Source organism: Mycolicibacter arupensis (genome assembly GCF_002086515.1).
Lineage (GTDB): Bacteria > Actinomycetota > Actinomycetes > Mycobacteriales > Mycobacteriaceae > Mycobacterium > Mycobacterium arupense.
Map to the genome: position 1 here is coordinate 86,058 of NZ_MVHH01000001.1, position 16,373 is coordinate 102,430.

At 65.9% G+C, this 16,373-nt stretch carries 12 protein-coding genes and 1 tRNA gene; 8 read left to right on the plus strand and 5 right to left on the minus strand.

What is annotated here, in order from left to right; translation table 11 throughout:
* Positions 1 to 65: 65 nt before the first annotated feature.
* From BST15_RS00405 to BST15_RS00420, 4 genes are all read left to right on the plus strand, one after another.
* On the plus strand, positions 66 to 857 hold the full coding sequence (locus BST15_RS00405) for a maleylpyruvate isomerase family mycothiol-dependent enzyme (RefSeq protein WP_046188457.1): 792 nt from the start codon (positions 66 to 68) through the stop codon (positions 855 to 857).
* A gap of 8 nt (positions 858 to 865) precedes the next feature.
* A complete protein-coding gene (locus BST15_RS00410) occupies positions 866 to 1,561 on the plus strand; it encodes a mycothiol-dependent nitroreductase Rv2466c family protein (RefSeq protein WP_234708213.1) in 696 nt (231 codons plus the stop codon).
* 78 nt (positions 1,562 to 1,639) lie between these two features.
* Positions 1,640 to 4,798, plus strand: a complete 3,159-nt coding sequence (locus tag BST15_RS00415; RefSeq protein WP_046188493.1) for a bifunctional cytochrome P450/NADPH--P450 reductase — start codon at positions 1,640 to 1,642, stop codon at positions 4,796 to 4,798.
* A gap of 134 nt (positions 4,799 to 4,932) precedes the next feature.
* On the plus strand, positions 4,933 to 5,136 hold the full coding sequence (locus BST15_RS00420; RefSeq protein ID WP_046188455.1) for a cold-shock protein: 204 nt from the start codon (positions 4,933 to 4,935) through the stop codon (positions 5,134 to 5,136).
* 474 nt (positions 5,137 to 5,610) lie between these two features.
* On the opposite strand, the gene BST15_RS00425 is transcribed toward BST15_RS00420, so the two are convergent.
* The 3 genes from BST15_RS00425 to BST15_RS00435 all read right to left on the minus strand — a co-directional run bounded on the left by BST15_RS00425 (position 5,611) and on the right by BST15_RS00435 (position 7,595).
* On the minus strand, positions 5,611 to 6,093 hold the full coding sequence (locus BST15_RS00425; RefSeq protein WP_131701174.1) for a HEPN domain-containing protein: 483 nt from the start codon (positions 6,091 to 6,093) through the stop codon (positions 5,611 to 5,613).
* A complete protein-coding gene (locus BST15_RS00430) occupies positions 6,094 to 7,227 on the minus strand; it encodes a DUF262 domain-containing protein (protein WP_157861717.1) in 1,134 nt (377 codons plus the stop codon). It lies immediately after the preceding gene.
* A gap of 294 nt (positions 7,228 to 7,521) precedes the next feature.
* Positions 7,522 to 7,595, minus strand: a tRNA-Met gene (locus tag BST15_RS00435).
* A 186-nt stretch (positions 7,596 to 7,781) separates the two neighbouring features.
* Between BST15_RS00435 and BST15_RS00440 the strand changes: the two genes are divergently transcribed.
* Complete coding sequence (locus tag BST15_RS00440) at positions 7,782 to 8,570, plus strand: oxygenase MpaB family protein (RefSeq protein ID WP_046188453.1); 789 nt, start codon at positions 7,782 to 7,784, stop codon at positions 8,568 to 8,570.
* Positions 8,571 to 8,573: 3 nt separating this feature from the next.
* Here the strand turns inward: BST15_RS00440 and BST15_RS00445 are convergent, their stop codons facing one another.
* Positions 8,574 to 11,534, minus strand: coding sequence for a UPF0182 family protein (locus BST15_RS00445; RefSeq protein ID WP_046188452.1), 2,961 nt, complete (start codon positions 11,532 to 11,534; stop codon positions 8,574 to 8,576).
* 57 nt (positions 11,535 to 11,591) lie between these two features.
* On the minus strand, positions 11,592 to 12,611 hold the full coding sequence (locus tag BST15_RS00450; protein WP_046188451.1) for a YlbL family protein: 1,020 nt from the start codon (positions 12,609 to 12,611) through the stop codon (positions 11,592 to 11,594).
* 99 nt (positions 12,612 to 12,710) lie between these two features.
* Between BST15_RS00450 and BST15_RS00455 the strand changes: the two genes are divergently transcribed.
* From BST15_RS00455 to BST15_RS00465, 3 genes are all read left to right on the plus strand, one after another.
* Positions 12,711 to 14,042, plus strand: coding sequence for a zinc-dependent metalloprotease (locus BST15_RS00455; RefSeq protein ID WP_046188450.1), 1,332 nt, complete (start codon positions 12,711 to 12,713; stop codon positions 14,040 to 14,042).
* 62 nt (positions 14,043 to 14,104) lie between these two features.
* Positions 14,105 to 14,959: a TOMM precursor leader peptide-binding protein gene (locus tag BST15_RS00460; protein ID WP_046188449.1), complete on the plus strand. Its 855-nt coding sequence runs from the start codon at positions 14,105 to 14,107 to the stop codon at positions 14,957 to 14,959.
* Between the two features lie 53 nt (positions 14,960 to 15,012).
* Positions 15,013 to 16,365 carry a macrolide-binding ATPase MABP-1 gene (locus tag BST15_RS00465; protein ID WP_046188448.1) on the plus strand — a complete coding sequence of 451 codons (1,353 nt, stop codon included), beginning with the start codon at positions 15,013 to 15,015 and terminating at the stop codon, positions 16,363 to 16,365.
* Positions 16,366 to 16,373 lie beyond the last annotated feature (8 nt).

Sequence of the window (16,373 nt, forward strand, 5' to 3'; positions counted from 1 at the left end):
GCCGCCTGTCGGATGCTCGTGAGATAAGCACCTTCTGGGGTGCTCGTAGCAAGGAGTAGACCGCAGTGAATGTACCCAGCGTGGACAGGATCACCACCGCCCTGCAGTCCTGCTACGCCGCGATCGAAGCCCTCTGCGCCGACTTGGACGACGCCGAGTGGGGCGCTGCATCGCTGTGCCCGGAGTGGACCGTCCGCGACGTGGTCAACCACGTCACCAGCATCGAGGCCGTGATGGCCGGGTGGCTGCCCGACGATGGCCAGACTCCCCCGCCGTTCGATGCGGCCGCAGACTTTCTGCGCGACGCCGCCACCGACACGGCCGGCTACGGCCAGCTGGTGCACGCGATCTATGACCGCAGGCGCAACGACCTGGCCGCCCTGACCGAAGCAGATCTCGCTCGCCCGTCGTGGACTCCGGTCGGTCCCAGCACCTATGGACGTTTCCTGGAGATCCGGGTCTTCGATTTCTGGGTGCACGAACGCGACATCAGCACCCCGTTGGGCCGCGCCACCGAGGACACCGGGCTGGCGGCCGAGATCGCGCTGGCCGAAGTCGCAGGCTCGCTGGGCTACATCGTCGGCAAGAAGGTGGGCCTGCCCGAAGGAAAGAGCATCACCTTCGATCTGACCGGTCCGCTCACTCGCCAATTACACGTCGCCGTGAATGGACGAGCGAAAGCCGTTGACCACCTGGCCGATCCGGATGTCACACTGACCACCGATTCCACCACCTTCATTCAGCTGGCGTGCGGGCGCATCGACCCACAGGCCCAGATCGATTCCGGCGCCGTCACCTGGAAGGGCGACAACGAACTCGGTGACCGCACCGCCCGCAACCTGAGGTTCACGATGTGACCAGTCGCCTGGATTCGGTCGATTTTCACTTCGACGTCATGTGCCCCTACGCCTATCAGACGTCACGGTGGATCCGGGAGGTCCGAGACCAGACCGGCCTGACCGTGAATTGGCGTTTCTTCAGCCTGGAGGAGATCAACCGCCAAGAGGGCAAGAAACACCCGTGGGAGCGCGAATGGTCCTATGGCTGGTCGATGATGCGGATCGGCGCGCTGCTGCGGCGCCAGTCGATGGCCGACCTCGACGCGTGGTACCGGCGTGCCGGGCGCGCACTGCACGAAGAGGGCCATAAGCCGCACGAAAAGGCGGTCGCCCGGCACCTGCTTGAGGAACTCGGATTCGATCCGGGTCTGGTCGATCAGGCGATCGCCGACCCCACCACCAGCGACGAGGTGCTGGCCGATCATCACCGGGTGGTCGCTGCCGGCGGCTATGGGGTTCCCACACTGTTTTTTCCCGACGGACAGTGCCTGTTCGGGCCGGTGCTCATCGATCCGCCCAGCGGCGACGCCGCGGTGCGGCTGTGGGAGGCCGTGGTGGCGTGGACGGAGTTTCCGCACCTCTACGAGCTGCAGCGGCCCAAGACCCCTGCCGACGAACAGCGCATAGTCGAGACCTTCCGACCCTATCTGCAGGCCCGCGACTGGGTGTCGATCAACCGCGGCGAGGTGGTTTCCTTTGCCGATCGCCCGACGCAGCAGTGACCGGGGAGAAAACTACGCGCCGGGCGTTGATCGGCATTGTGCCGGAACAGAATCCAGTGGCAGCTTATGCTGCCCGATATGGCCGATTTCACCGCCTCCCAGCCCCCGGACCTGGACAACGTTCCGTCCGCCGAGGGGCCACTGCCTGCAGCCTCTGAGCTGACTGGTCGGCCCTATGCACTGCCGGTCGACATCCTCGGCGAGCGCCACGGCCCGCTGTTCTACGCCGACTACAGCGGGGTGCGCAAGCTTTACGCCTGCTCGCGGGAGCTGGTCGAGGAGTTGTGCGACGAGACCCGATTCGCCAAGAACCCGATGCAGCCGCTGGCCCGGGTACGCCGGCTGGCCGGCGACGGACTGTTCACCGCCTACCACGGTGAACCGGCGTGGCAGCGGGCACACGATGTCCTGATGCCCGGCTTCAGCTACGCCGGGCTGCGCAACTATCACGGCGCGATGCTCGATATCGGCGACCAACTGGTGGCCCGCTGGGATGCGTGCGCCGGGGATCGAACCGTCGACGCCTCCACCGACCTGCAGAAGCTCGCGATGGACACCGTCGCGCTGGCCGGGTTCGGCGCCCGATTCGACTCCTTCACCCATGACGGCCTGGCTCCGGTCCCGCGAAGCTTCACCGCCGCCCTGGGCGAACTCGGCACGTCCGAGGGCAGCGCCGAATTCGATCGGGAGCTGGCCTACCTGCATCGCAGTTTCGATGAGCTGGTCGCCGGGCACCGAGCAACGGCCAGCCCCGAACTCGATGACCTGCTCTACGTGATGCTCGGCCGCGACGGCGACGGCGATCCGCTGTTGAGCGACGAGAACATTCGCAACCAGATCATGACGTTTCTGATCGCCGGCCAGCTGACCACCTCGGAGCTGATGCCCACCGCGCTCTACAACCTGGTGCACCACCCCGCGGTGCTCTCGCGCGTCACAGCCGAAGTCGACGCCGTCTTCGGCAGCGAGGACGACTACGTGCCGACCTATGACGACATCGGAAAGCTCGAATACCTGCGGCAGGTGATCAACGAGACGCTGCGCCTGTGTCCACCGGTGCTCAGCTTTGACCGAATGGCACTGGATGACACCGTGATCGGCGGCGAATACCCGATCAAGAAAGGCGAGGCGGTCAGCGTCCTGACCGGTGCGCTGCACCGCCGGCCCGAGTGGGGCGACAACGTCGAACTGTTCGATCCAGACAGGTTCGCCCCTGCTCGATCAGCGGCCCGGCCGGCCGCGGTGTTCAAACCCTTCGGCACCGGGGAACGTTCCTGCATCGGACGCCAGTTCGCCCTGCACGAGGCCACCATGACGATCGCGCGGCTGGTCCACCGGTATCGCCTGATCGACTCACAACACTATGTTCTGCACTTCGACTCAGAACGCAGTCGGCGCCCCGTCGGGTTTCAGCTAGGCCTCGTGCGGCGCACACCCGAGGATCGGCGCAGCGCCGTATCCCCGCAGGCCGCCGCTGCGCCGCAAAGCACCGCGGGCACACTCACCCCGGTCAAGGCGGGCACCACGCTGGCCGTGCTGCACGGCTCGAACCTCGGCACCTGCCGCGCTTTGGTCAAACAGCTCGCCGAGGAGGCCACCGACTTCGGTTGCACCACCACCGTGGCTGCGCTCGACGACTTCGCCGGGGCCCTGCCCGCGACCGACGCGGTCGTGATCGTCGCCTCGTCCTACAACGGGCAACCGACCGATGACGCGCGAGAGTTCCTGGCCTGGCTGCTCAGCGCCGACGCCACGCTGGACGGCACCCCGCGCTTTGCGGTGCTCGGTGTCGGGGACCGCAACTGGGCCGACACCTACCAGGCGGTGCCCAGACACATCGACGCGCGCCTGAGCGAACTGGGCGCCGATCCCCTGCTCCCCCTGACCGCGGCCGACACCTCCGGGGATCTCAACGGAACCGTCGAGGAGTTCTCCACCGCACTGCGCGAAGCGCTTTCGGCCCACTTCGGCGATCCCGACGCGGCGCCGATCACCGACACCGACGAGCCGCTCTACGACATGCGCCCCATCCTGGGCCCCGTCACCGCGGCAATCGATGCCCGGTTCGCGGTGACGCCGATGACCGTCCTGGAGAACACCGCCCTGGTCGGCGACGACGCCGCCCTGGGCGGAGCGAAACGCTTTGTCCGCATCGCCCTGCCCGAGGGGGTCGAGTATCAGACCGGTGATCACCTGACGGTGCTGGCCGACAATCCGCCCGAACTGGTGGCCACCGTGCTGGAGCTGCTGAGCATCGACGGTGACCGGCGACTGGCCATCAACCCGCGGCGCGCGTCCCGGCGGTTGATCGCCCTGGACCGGGAGGTGAGCGCCCGCGAGCTGCTCACCCACTTCGTCGAACTACGCAAACCGGTCACACCCAGCCAGTTGCGCCGTCTGGCCGCGTCCAACCCGTGCCCGCCCGAACGCGAACGCCTGGAACAGTTGGCGGCAGCGGCCGAACCCTGCCCGCTCAGCCTGTTCGAATGCCTGATGGAGTGCCCGGCATGCGCGCTGACCGGCGCGGAGCTGCTCGAACTGCTCGAACCGATGACACCTCGCCATTACTCCATAGCGTCGTCGTCGCGCTTGGCACCCGGGCTGGTGGCGCTGGTGGTCAGCGTGCTCGACGCGCCGGCACGCTCGGGCCACGGCCTGTTTCAGGGCGTGGCGTCCAACCACTTGGCCGCCATGGCCGCCGGCACGCAGATTCGGGCGCGCGTCGATCCGGCCCGCCAGGCTTTCCGTGCCGGCGCCGACCCCGCAAAGAATGTGATCCTGGTGAGTGCCGGGACCGGGGTTGCTCCGTTTCGCGGGTTCCTGGGCGACCGGCTGGCGGCCAAACAGGAGGGCGCGCCGTATTCACCAGCGTTGTGTTTCTTCGGCGTCCGAAATCCCGACGCGGACTACATCTTCCGCGACCAGTTCGAGGCGGCCGAAGCCGAGGGGATCGTCCGGATGCGCCCGGCCTTCTCCCGCGCGCCCCAGGGCGGTGTCCGCTACGTGCAGGACCGGATCGCCGCCGACGCCGACGACGTCTGGGAGCTGCTGGGCGATCCCGCGAAACAGACCCACGTCTTCGTGTGCGGCGACGGCGCGAAGATGGCTCCGGCGGTGCGCCAAGCCTTTATCGACATCTACCGCGCCCGCACCGGCAGCGATGCGCAGCAGGCCCACGACTGGCTGATCGCCCTGGTGGAAGCCGACCGCTACGTCGAGGACGTGTGGGCCGGATGACCCGGCAAACGTGCCGTCAGCCGCGCCGCAGCCCGACTCGTGTGCATTTCACAGGAAAGCTCCGGTATGGCGTGCTAGCGTCAGTGACGCACATCATCGCTTGATGGGCTTGAAAAATGAAAGAAGTGAAGTAAATGGCACAGGGCACTGTGAAATGGTTCAACGGCGAAAAGGGCTTCGGCTTCATCGCCCCCGACGGCGGAGCGGCTGACGTCTTCGTCCACTACTCCGAGATCAGCGGCAGCGGATTCCGCACCCTGGAGGAGAACGCTCGGGTCCAGTTCGAGGTCGAACAGGGCGCGAAGGGTCCGCAGGCTGTTGGCGTTTCGGTCATCTGACCGAACACACAGACTTCAAGAGGCTGTCGCAGCGAAAGCTGCGGCAGCCTCTTCTGTATGGCGGGGTCTGGGGTTAGGGAGCCGAGTAGAGCCCTGAAAGAAAGATCCGTGGGGCTAGAGGGGTCAGGGGATCCTCCAGTGCCTTGCGGCACCGCATCGGTAGCCCTGGCACGGTTCAGTCCGACACATCGGTTGACTAATGCAAGATGATTACTCTGAGGTTGACCGGTCATGTCGTTTGAATCTCCCCCGCGTCAACAGAAGCGCATCCCAGCACTGCTGCGAGCTGAGAATGTGGCCGCATCCGGACCTGGGCAGGCCAGCTGGGGGACGCCGAGACTGTCACCGCCGGCAGCCAGCTTCGACCCGATCCGGCCCGGACCACGCAATAAACCTCGGACCCCTTACGACGAAGCCCGCGAACGGATCTGTCGACTTACGAGTATCGGGGCAGTCGTGAATGCAGGACTTGGGCTACGTCGGTGGAGGATCGAGGAGCGCTACTAGCCACCTGACTACATTTTCGATGCGCTCCAAGTAGCCTTTCACTACGATCAAAGACACGCCCGAGTCTCCGCCGTGGGAAATGTTGTTGCGAAGAGTTGCGATACTTCCCAGTGCCTCAAGGTCGTCAGCGTGCGCAGCTTCGAGCATCGGCCACCAGGCCGGATCCAAAGCATCGAGCATCTGCTTAAGCTTGTCGTTGTCGATATTGCGGAAGCGCTCAACGTGCTTACCGACGAGTCGCTGCACCCTCGAGTCACCTTGCCTTCGGGAATACTCGCGGATCAGCTCCTTCACCGACTGCTCTATGTAGCCGGAGATTAGGACGGCCAAATACCTAGCGAAGTGCGCCAGAAGCTCAGGAGACAATTGCTTTCCATCGATCTGACCTACGACCGCATAAAGACGATCCCGCCGGCGCTTGACTTCACTACGCCCACTGGCCCGAACCATCTACGGCACATTCTGAAACGCGGCTATCGCAAGGTTGAGGCGGTTTCGCACTGAATCTTCCGCCGCAGTGGAGCTGACCGTAGCTGTCGTAAACTCCGGATTGGCGATCAGCTTGTCGTACGCGTCCTTCATGGCAGTGAGGTCAGTCACTGGCGCCGCCGCTAGCCGATGCATAACGCCGACCATTATCGAGTCAAGCACCGCTGCGTTGAGTGGGCGGACGGGCCGGAAAGCCGCCTTCCCTATCGCGGCGTCGATCAGGTTGGCCGCTGAGGCAAAGAGGCCGCAAATGTCGTCTGTGTCGGCGCGATCCTGATTTTCGGCTAGATAGTGGTTCAAGAAAGTCTTGAGCGGCCGTTCGTATGTTTCAGCCGTCTCATAGAGCGCGAGAACACGCAGAATCAGTTCGTGATCTTTGAGCCGAGGCGAGGCAGGACCGTACAAAGCCCGCCAGTGGGCGTCTTGGTTTGTCTCGCTTAGCGCTTGGAGGAATGGACCGCTATAAAGCGCAACCCTAATTTCTTGCGGCTGGAGCGGGCTGCCGCCAGTGTTAAGTCGCTCAAAAATTGAGTAAACAGCATCTTGACTGCCTGCCGGATGTTCCTGTCGTAGAACCGTAGCGTGGATGATACTGTCATCCAGTCGGCGACGGTCCTCGTCGTCAAGTTCGTTATATCCTCTATCTCGGAAAGATTCTTGCACGTTTGTGAGCTTGTACTCCCGCGAGTTATGGATTCCACGGTAGAACGCCTGTAAAGTCTTGAGACGTTGCTGGCCGTCGAGAACCAGCAATTTGTTGTCTCGATCGCGTACGAGGAACACTCCCGGAACAGGTAGTCCAAGTAGCAGGGATTCAACGAACTTGTCCATCTGAGGGCGAGTCCAGACGAACTTGCGTTGGAACCCCTTGACATCCGTGCTGGCTTCGAATGTCGGATCAAATGAAGGGATGACAATGTCGCCTTGCTCCAAGCGCTTGATCAACCCGTCGACGGGGTAGTCAGCTCCGTATGACGTGATCTCGTAGCGGGTATTGACGACCTCCTGATCCGGGTCGACGTCCAGCACGTTCTCGGTCTCGATCTCCTCGGAATGGTCAAGACCACCCGGCTCGAAATCAGCGGCGTTCGTCACGGCAGACATTCTCTCATCCACTTGGCCTTACGAAGTAAAGCCGAGTCAATTGCACCGGATTGTCGTACGTGCCCTCCAGGCGCACCGGAGCCTCCCCGTCCAGGACAATGGAGATGCCGAGCGGTCTTCTCCACTCCGAGGTTCTTGCAGGCAACGGAACTCTCACGTCGATCGGCCTTAAGGTGCGGGTTCCAGTCTCGCGCACAATCCAGCTCGTGAGCACACCGCAAGACCAGTGTTCTCAAACCCAATGAAAACGGCCCCCGGAGAAATCTCCGGGGGCCGTCTCGCTAGTAGCGGGGACAGGATTCGAACCTGCGACCTCTGGGTTATGAGCCCAGCGAGCTACCGAGCTGCTCCACCCCGCGTCGGTAATGACAAGGTTACCCAATAGCGGCCAGGGCACCAAATCGCCTGCGTGCGGCCCCGATCCGACCTCTCGCAGCGGTGCCCGCAGCGTTCACAACTGCCTTGAGCCGCAACGCCTTCGATTACAGTGTGCCCATGGTCGACCTTGCCCAGCGCGTGCGCCGGCACACCCCGCGGAGCTGAACATGCCCCGCCCTGATGACGGCCTGGGTGCCGACAGCCTGCTGTGGCAATTCCTGGCCGACCGCCGCTTCCTGTTCGTCTTGCCCAGGGCGGTCTGCCTGCTGATGCTGCACCCCAGCATCGCCGCGGGCATCACCGAGCACGCGCTCATGCGAAACCGCATCTGGCTGCACAAGAAACGCACCGTGACCGCCGCCGTCAACTACGCCTACAGCGACGACGACATGCGGCCCCAAATGCGCTTCGCCCACGAGCACGTCAAGGGTGTGGACGCTGCGGGAAGCAAGTACCACGCCCTGGCTCCCGAGCTCTTCCACTTCCAGCACGCCACGTACGTCGAATCCCTCGTGTTCATGGTCAACACGTTCATCCGCCCGCTCGATGCCGACGAGCACGAGCAGCTCTACCAAGAGTGCTGCGCGTGGTATCGCCGCTACGGCATCTCCACTCGGCCAATGCCCGCCACCTGGCCGGAATTCCTGGACTACTTCGAGGGCTACTGCCGCACCCACCTGGTGGCCGGCCCGCATTTCGAGCCGTTTCGCGAACAGATCTTCGCCCCCACCGATTGGTGGATGCGCACGGTCCCCCACCCCGCCATCCGTGCACTGCAACATCCTGCGGCCCGCGAGCTCACCGGAGTCAGCGTCAGCGCCGTCGATCGCTGGTCACTGCGCCAATTCGTCCGGGTGAGTCAGCTCTCACCGCTGGCACCCCGGCACCACTGGAACGCCCGGGCCCGCGCGGCCCTGGGCACCGCGGCCGAGCACAGCCCGACCGCGGCCAGGTGAGTCCTACTTGGCGCTGTTGAACTTCGCTATCGCGTCGTCAAGGCGTTGCAGCGCAGCACCATAGGCGGCGAAGTCACCGCGATGCTGGGTGTCTCGGACCGCGCTCAGCGCCGATTCAACTTCTCGCAGCGCTGTGGCCTTCGCCGGCGACAACGCGGCTTCGGCAGCCGGAGGCGTCGGCACCGCCGCGACGGGTGGGGTGGGCGACGGCGGCGCCCCTTGCGACGCCGCCCCGGTGTCGGTGGGAGCGATGTCGGTGGCCGCCGCGCCCGCGCCAGGCCCGAACAGACCGGTGAGTGCGTCAGACACCGTCGGCCCGTAGCCGATCTTGTCGTTGTACATCATCGCCACCCGGATCAGGCGGGGATACGACGACGCGGCGTCACTGGCCCCCGGGGAGGCATAGACGGGCTCGACATACAGCAGGCCACCTTGGGCGATCGGCAGGGTCAACAGATTGCCCCACCGGATGCGGTTCTGGTTGTCCCGTCCGATCACACCGAGATCCTGGCTGACCGTGGTGTCGGTCGTGATCGCGTTGTTGGCCAGCTTGGGTCCGTTGACCTGCCCGGGAATGGTGAGCACCGTGATCTTGCCGTAGGTGTCGGGGTCCGAGCTGGCGCTGATGTAGGCGGCCAGGTAGTCACGCTTGAACCGGTTCATCGCGCTGGTCAGCTGGTAGGACGCCGAATTGTCGCCCTTGGCAAGGTTTTTCGCGACGATGTAGTACGGCGGCTGGAAGCTGCTGGCCGACGGATTGGGATCGAGCGGCACATCCCAGAAATCCGACGTGGAGAAGAACGTCACCGGGTCGTTGACGTGGTACTTGGCCAGCAACATCCGCTGCACCTTGAACAGGTCCTCGGGGTAGCGCAGATGTTCGGCCAGTTCCGGTGAGATCTCCGACTTCGGCTTGACCGTGCCGGGGAACACCTTCATCCACGCCCGCAGCACCGGGTCCTGCTCATCCTGGGCGTACAGACTCACGGTGCCGTCGTAGGCATCGACGGTGGCCTTGACCGAGTTACGGATGTAGGACACCCGCCGATCCGGCAGCAACCGGTTGAACTCCACGTCCTTGGAATCCATGGTCGCCGACGACAGGGACGTCAACTCCGAGTAGGGGTAGTTGTCCAAGGTGGTGTAGCCGTCGATGATCCACACCAGGCGCTTGTTGACGATCGCCGGATAGACCGTGGAGTCGGTGGTCAACCACGGGGCCACCGCCTGCACCCGGCCGGCCGGGTCGCGGTTGAACAAGATCTTGCTGTCGGCACCGATCACGTTGGAGAACAAGAAGTTGCGCTCGGCGAACTTCGCGGCGAAGACGCTGCGGGCCAGCCAGTTTCCTACATCCACACCGCCCTTGCCGGTGTAGGTGTAGTTCTTGGTCTCGGTGTTGGTCTCGTAGTCGTACTCGCGGTCAGCGCCGTTGCGCCCCACGATCGCGTAATCGGCGACGGTGTCGGCGATCACCGGCCCGTAGTAGACCCGCGGCTGGTCCAGGCGAGCGGGGCCGGGTGAGACCACGCCGCCGTTGGCGCCCACCACGCTGGCCAGGAACTCCGGGTAGCCGCCGTTCTGGTTGGGGTCGTTGGCGATGCCGCGCACGGTGTTGGCCGGCGAGGCGATGAACCCGTTGCCGTGGGTGAACACCGTGTGCCGGTTGATCCAGTCACGCTGGTTGTCGATCAGCCGATCGGGGTTGAGCTCACGGGCGGCCACCACATAGTCGCGCAGCTGGCCGTCGTCGTCGCGATAGCGGTCGATGGTGAGCTGGTCGGGGAAGTAGTAGAAGTTCTTGCCCTGCTGGAACTGAGTGAACGCCGGACTGACAATCGTCGGGTCCAGCAGCCGGATGTTGGAGGTGGTGGCCGCATCCGCGCCGATCTGCGCGGCCGTGGCGCGCGCATCGCCGCGATAGTCCCGATAGGTGACGACGTCCTCGGTCAGGCCGTAGGCCTGCCGGGTGGCCGCGATGGAGCGCGAGATGTACTCGCTCTCCTTCTGCGCGGCGTTGGGCTTGACGCTGAACTGTTCGACGATCAGGGGCCATCCCGCGCCGACCACGACCGACGACAGCAGCAGCAGCACCAGACCGATCGCCGGAATCTGCAAGTCGCGCAGCACGATCGCCGAGAACACCGCGACCGCGCAGATCAGCGCGATCGCCAGCAGGATCATCTTGGCCGGCAGCACCGCGTTGATATCGGTGTAGCCGGCGCCGGTGAAGGGCTTGCCGGTGCGGGTGTGGCTGAGCAGCTCATAACGGTCCAGCCAGTAGGCGGCGGCCTTGAGCAGCACCAGGGTGCCGATCAGGCTGACCATCTGGATGCGTGCCGGACGACTCAGCGCGCCGGCGCGACCCGACAACCGGATGCCGCCGAAGATGTAGTGCGTCGTGATGTTGGCGATGGTGGCCAGCAGCAACGTGGCCAGCAACAGCCCGACCACCAGGCGGTAGAACGGCAGATCGAAGGCATAAAAACCGAGGTCCTTGCCGAACTGCGGATCGGTGATCCCGAAGTCGCCGCCGCGCAGGAACAACTGGATGCGCACCCAGTAGCTCTGGGCCACGATTCCCGACAGCACACCGATCCCGGCGGGGATACCGAATCCCACCAGCCGCAGTCGCGACAGCACCGTGGTGCGATACCGCGCCACCGGGTCGTTGACCCCGTTCGTGGGGACAAAGACCGGCCGGGCCCGAAAGGCCATGGCCATGGCCACGAACACGATGCCGCCCACCACCAGCGACACCGCGACGAACGTGATCAGACGGGTCAGCAAGGTCGTGACGAACACCGAGCGGTAGCCCAACTCGCCAAACCACAACCAGTCGACATAACCGTCGATCAGCCGCGGCCCCACCAACAGCAGGGCGATCACGACGAACGCACTGCCGACCATGATCCGGCTACGGGCGGTTAATTTCGGCATTCTCGCGGTGGGCCGCATCCCCACGTGACACGCTCCCTAGCTCGGCTGACCCTGACGGCCCCACTGTAGCCAACTCCTGGCTCAGCAAGAGGGCGGCTGACCCCCATCGGCGATCGTGCGCAGCGCCCCGACCGCCTGGGCCAGGCTGTCGACCTTGACCAGCTGCAGCCCCTTGTCATCGGAGCGGGCCTCATAACAGTTGTCCGCGGGCACCAGGAAGACCGTCGCCCCGGCCTCGCGGGCCGCCACCATCTTGTGCGTGATGCCACCGATCGAGTCGACCTGACCATTGGCCTTGATCACACCGGTTCCGGCGACGAAATTCTGTCCGGCCAGGGTGCCCGTCGTCAGCTTGTCGACGACGGCCAGGGAGAACATCAGGCCCGCCGACGGCCCGCCGATGTTGGCCAGGTTGAACTCGACCGTGAACGGCGCCCACGGGGCATCCAGGACGGACACGCCCAGGAATCCATTGGGTCGGTCCTTGTTCTCTCCGAGCGTAATCCGGGCGGTACCGGGCGCGGCGTTCTTGCGCCGGTAGTCCAGGACCACCGTCTGGCCCGGCTTGGTGTCTGCCAACCGGGCGGTGAACTGCTGCACCGTGTAGACCGGTTCGCCGTTGACGGCGTCCACCGCGTCGCCGCGCTGCAGTGCGCCCGCCGACGGCCCCGGGTCCTGAACATCGGCAAGGGTGACCGCTGACGGATAGCGCAGGTAGCCCAGCGCGGCGTACTCGGCGCTACTCTCCGACGCCCGGAACTCCGCGTCGTTGTTGTCGTCGACTTCCTGACGGGACTTCCCGGGCGGATAGACCAGGTCACGGGGCATGAGCTGCTCGCGCCCGGACAGCCACAGGGCCAGCGCCTCCCCCAGCGTCAGGCCGTCACGCTGAGCCACCGTGGTCATGTTCAGGTGACCGGTGGTGGGGTGCGTGGTGGTCCCCTCGATGTCGACCACCTGCTTGCCGTCGATCTGGCCGAGGGTGTCGAACGTCGGCCCCGGACCCAGCGACACGAAGGGCACGGTCACGGCCGTCAGTAGTACGCCGAACGCGACCACCGGCAGCAGTGCCGCCAACAGCGTCAGAATCCGCCTGTTCACCCCGCGTATGGTAAACGGCCTCCCCCTAGGCGGTGACGGCCCGACCGCTGTGGGCGCGTGTCGTTCCGCAGGACGTTGCCGGTGGGTACGGTTATATCTATGGCTGATCTGCCCTTCGGTTTCTCTTCCGGGGATGACCCCGACCGCGAACGAAGCTCTGGCCCCACCGATCCGTTCGGCATGGGCGCCGGCTTCAACATGGCCGATCTGGGCCAGGTCTTCACCCAGCTCGGGCAGATGTTCAGCGGCGCCGGACGGATGTCGGCCGACGGCAGCCCCGCAGGACCGGTGAACTACGACCTGGCCCGACAGGTGGCGACCAAGTCGATCGGCACGGTCACGCCCGTTTCCGCGTCCACCGCGACCGCCGTCACCGACGCGGTGCACCTGGCCGAGACCTGGCTGGACGGTGCGACCTCGCTGCCGGCCGGCACCACCAGTGCGGCGGCCTGGACCCCCGTGGACTGGGTGGAGCACACCATGAGCACGTGGCAGCGGTTGTGCGACCCGATGGCCGAGCAGGTGTCATCGGTGTGGGCCACGGCGCTGCCCGAAGAGGCCAAGGCCATGGCCGGCCCGCTGCTGTCGGTGATGTCGCAGATGGGCGGGCTGGCGTTCGGTTCGCAGTTGGGCCAGGCGCTGGGCCGGATGTCCGGTGAGGTGCTGACCTCCACCGATATCGGGCTTCCGCTGGGACCGAGCGGGGTCGCCGTGCTGATGCCCGGTGCCATCGAGGAGTTGGCCGGCGGCCTGGACCAGCCGCGCAGTGCGATCGTCACCTTCCTGGCCGCCCGCGAAGCCGCCCACCACCGGCTGTTCAGCCACGTGCCGTGGCTGTCCCATCAGCTGCTGAGTGCTGTCGAGGCCTACGCCCGCGGCATGAAGATCGACATCCGGGGCATCGAAGAACTGGCTCAGGGCTTCGACCCGGCGGCGATGGCCGATCCCTCTGCCATGAACGAACTGCTCAACCAGGGCGTGTTCGAACCCAAATCCACCCCGGAGCAACTCGCCGCCCTGGAGCGGTTGGAGACCCTGCTGGCCCTCATCGAGGGGTGGGTACAGACCGTGGTCAACGCGGCACTGGGCGAACGGATCCCCGGCACCGCCGCGCTCTCGGAAATGCTGCGCCGCCGCCGTGCCACCGGAGGCCCGGCCGAGCAGACCTTCGCGACTCTGGTCGGCCTGGAACTGCGCCCCCGCAAGCTGCGCGAGGCCGCGGTGCTCTGGGAACGACTCACCGAGGCGGTCGGTGCCGACGCCCGCGACAAGGTGTGGCAGCACCCCGATCTGCTGCCCGGCCCCGCTGATCTCGACGAGCCGGCCGCGTTCATCGACCGGATCCTTGGTGGATCCAGCGACCTGGACTCGGCCATCGACCAGGCGATCGCGGAGTTCCAGCGCGAGGCCGGCAACACCGACGAGACCTGACCAACCCACACGGCTGTGGATAACGGCAGGGACGGCGGCGCCGGCCATGCCAGGGTCAAGCCGTGGCGACCGATTCCTACACCCTGGACCCGGCACTGCCGGTGCTGGTGCGCCCCGACGGGGTCGTCCAGGTGGGCTGGGACCCGCGCCGGGCCGTGCTGGTGCAGCCGCCGCGCGGCCTGACCCCGACCACGCTCGCCGCCGTCTTGCGGTCGATGCAGATCCCGACCACCGTCACCGCGCTGCGCGGCGAAGCCGCCCGGCACGGCCCGGTCGACACCGCCGAGCTGGACAATCTGCTGGCAGCCCTGGTGGCGGCACGCGTCGCCGTCCGCAATCACGCCCCGGGGCGCCAGTGCCGCACGGTGTCGCTGCGAGTGCACGGCCGCGGGCCGCTGTCGGACCTACTGGTCGAGTCGCTGCGCTGCTCGAGCGCCGTGGTCCGGCGCAGCAGTCACCCGCATGCGGCAGTTCGCCACGCCGGGACCGATCTCGTGGTGCTGTCGGACTATCTGGTCACCGATCCGCGGCTGGTGCGCGAACTGCACGCTGAGCGGGTCCCGCACCTGCCGGTGCGAGTGCGTGATGGAACCGGAGTCATCGGCCCGCTGGTTCTGCCCGGAGTCACCAGCTGCCTGGGGTGCGCGGACCTGCACCGGCGTGACAGGGACTCGGCGTGGCCGGCGGTGGCCGCCCAGCTGCGCCACACCGTCACCCACGCCGACCGGGCCACGATCCTGGCCACGGTTGCGCTGGCACTCAGCCAGATCGAACAGGTGATCACCGCGGTGCGCGGGGCGGCCGCCGAGCGGGACGTGCGCGCCCCCGCGACCCTGAACGCCACCCTGGAAGTGGAACTGTCCACCGGATCAATCGTCACCCGGCGATGGGTTCGCCACCCATTGTGCGGCTGCTAGGTCCGTCTGCTCCGCCGAGAAATTGTCAACGCGGTGACCCGGACCACAACGCCATGGGGGATGATGGACACGTGTCAGAGATCAAACGCGGTAGCGCGGCGCGCAATGCGAAACTGGCCAGCCTGCCCGTCGGCTTCGCCGGCCGGGCGGCACTCGGGCTAGGCAAGCGGCTGACCGGCAAGTCCAAGGACGACGTCACCGCCGAGCTCATGGAGAAGGCCGCCGACCAGTTGTTCACCGTCCTGGGTGAGCTCAAAGGCGGCGCCATGAAGGTGGGCCAAGCGCTGTCGGTGATGGAAGCGGCCATCCCCGAGCAGTTCGGCGAGCCCTACCGGGAAGCGCTGACCAAGCTGCAGAAGGACGCGCCTCCGCTGCCCGCGGACAAGGTGCACCGCGTGCTCGACGCGCAGCTGGGCACCAAGTGGCGAGAGCGCTTCGCCGAGTTCGACGACACCCCGATCGCCTCGGCCAGCATCGGACAGGTGCACAAGGCCGTGTGGGCTGACGGCCGCCCGGTGGCCGTGAAGATCCAGTACCCCGGCGCCGACGAGGCGCTGCGCGCGGACCTGAAGACCATTCGCCGGTTGACCGGCGTCTTCAAGCAGCTGGCACCCGGAGTGGATGTCAAGGGCGTCGTCGATGAATTGATCGAACGCACCGAGATGGAGCTGGACTACCGGCTCGAAGCCGACAACCAGCGCATCTTCGCCAAGGCCTACGCCGGCCACCCGCACTTCCTCATCCCGAACGTGGTGGCCAGCGCCCCCAAGACGGTGATCCAGGAGTGGATCGACGGCGTCGGCATGGGCGAGATCATCCGCAACGGCACCGTCGAGCAGCGCGACCTGATCGGCACCCGACTGGCCGAATTCACCTGGGACGCGGCGCGCCGCCTGGAGCTGATCCACGGCGACACTCACCCCGGAAACTTCATGCTGCTGCCCGACGGCCGGATGGGCATCATCGACTTCGGTGCGGTGGCGCCGATGCCCGGCGGTTTCCCGCCCGAACTGGGTGCGGCCGTGCGCTACGCCCGGGACAAGGACTACGACAACGTCATCGCGACCATGCGCCGCGGCGGTTTCATCCAGAAGGGGCAGACCGTCTCCGTGCGCGAGATCGACGAGATGCTGCGCCAGCATGTCGAACCGGTCGAGGTCGAGGTGTTCCACTACACCCGCAAATGGCTGATGCGGATCGCAGGCAAGCAGTTGGAACGGCCGGTCGAGCAGCTCAAGACCGCCCGCCAGCTGGATCTGCCGCCCAAGCTGGCGATGCCCATGCGGGTGCTCGGTTCCACCACCGCGATCATGTGCCAGCTCGACGCCCACGTTCCGATCCGGCGAATCTCCGAAGAACTGGTGCCGGGCTTCGCCGACCCCGAACTCTCGGCCGATCCCGCCTAGGGACTCAC

What these genes read in the sequence shown, in the direction of transcription:
- BST15_RS00455 (WP_046188450.1), top strand. Translation starts at nt 12,711, where the DNA reads ATGGCTGATCTGCCCTTCGGTTTCTCTTCCGGGGATGACCCCGACCGC.
- BST15_RS00420 (WP_046188455.1), top strand. Translation starts at nt 4,933, where the DNA reads ATGGCACAGGGCACTGTGAAATGGTTCAACGGCGAAAAGGGCTTCGGC.
- BST15_RS00425 (WP_131701174.1), bottom strand. Translation starts at nt 6,093, where the DNA reads ATGGTTCGGGCCAGTGGGCGTAGTGAAGTCAAGCGCCGGCGGGATCGT.
- BST15_RS00465 (WP_046188448.1), top strand. Translation starts at nt 15,013, where the DNA reads ATGGGGGATGATGGACACGTGTCAGAGATCAAACGCGGTAGCGCGGCG.
- BST15_RS00415 (WP_046188493.1), top strand. Translation starts at nt 1,640, where the DNA reads ATGGCCGATTTCACCGCCTCCCAGCCCCCGGACCTGGACAACGTTCCG.
- BST15_RS00440 (WP_046188453.1), top strand. Translation starts at nt 7,782, where the DNA reads ATGCCCCGCCCTGATGACGGCCTGGGTGCCGACAGCCTGCTGTGGCAA.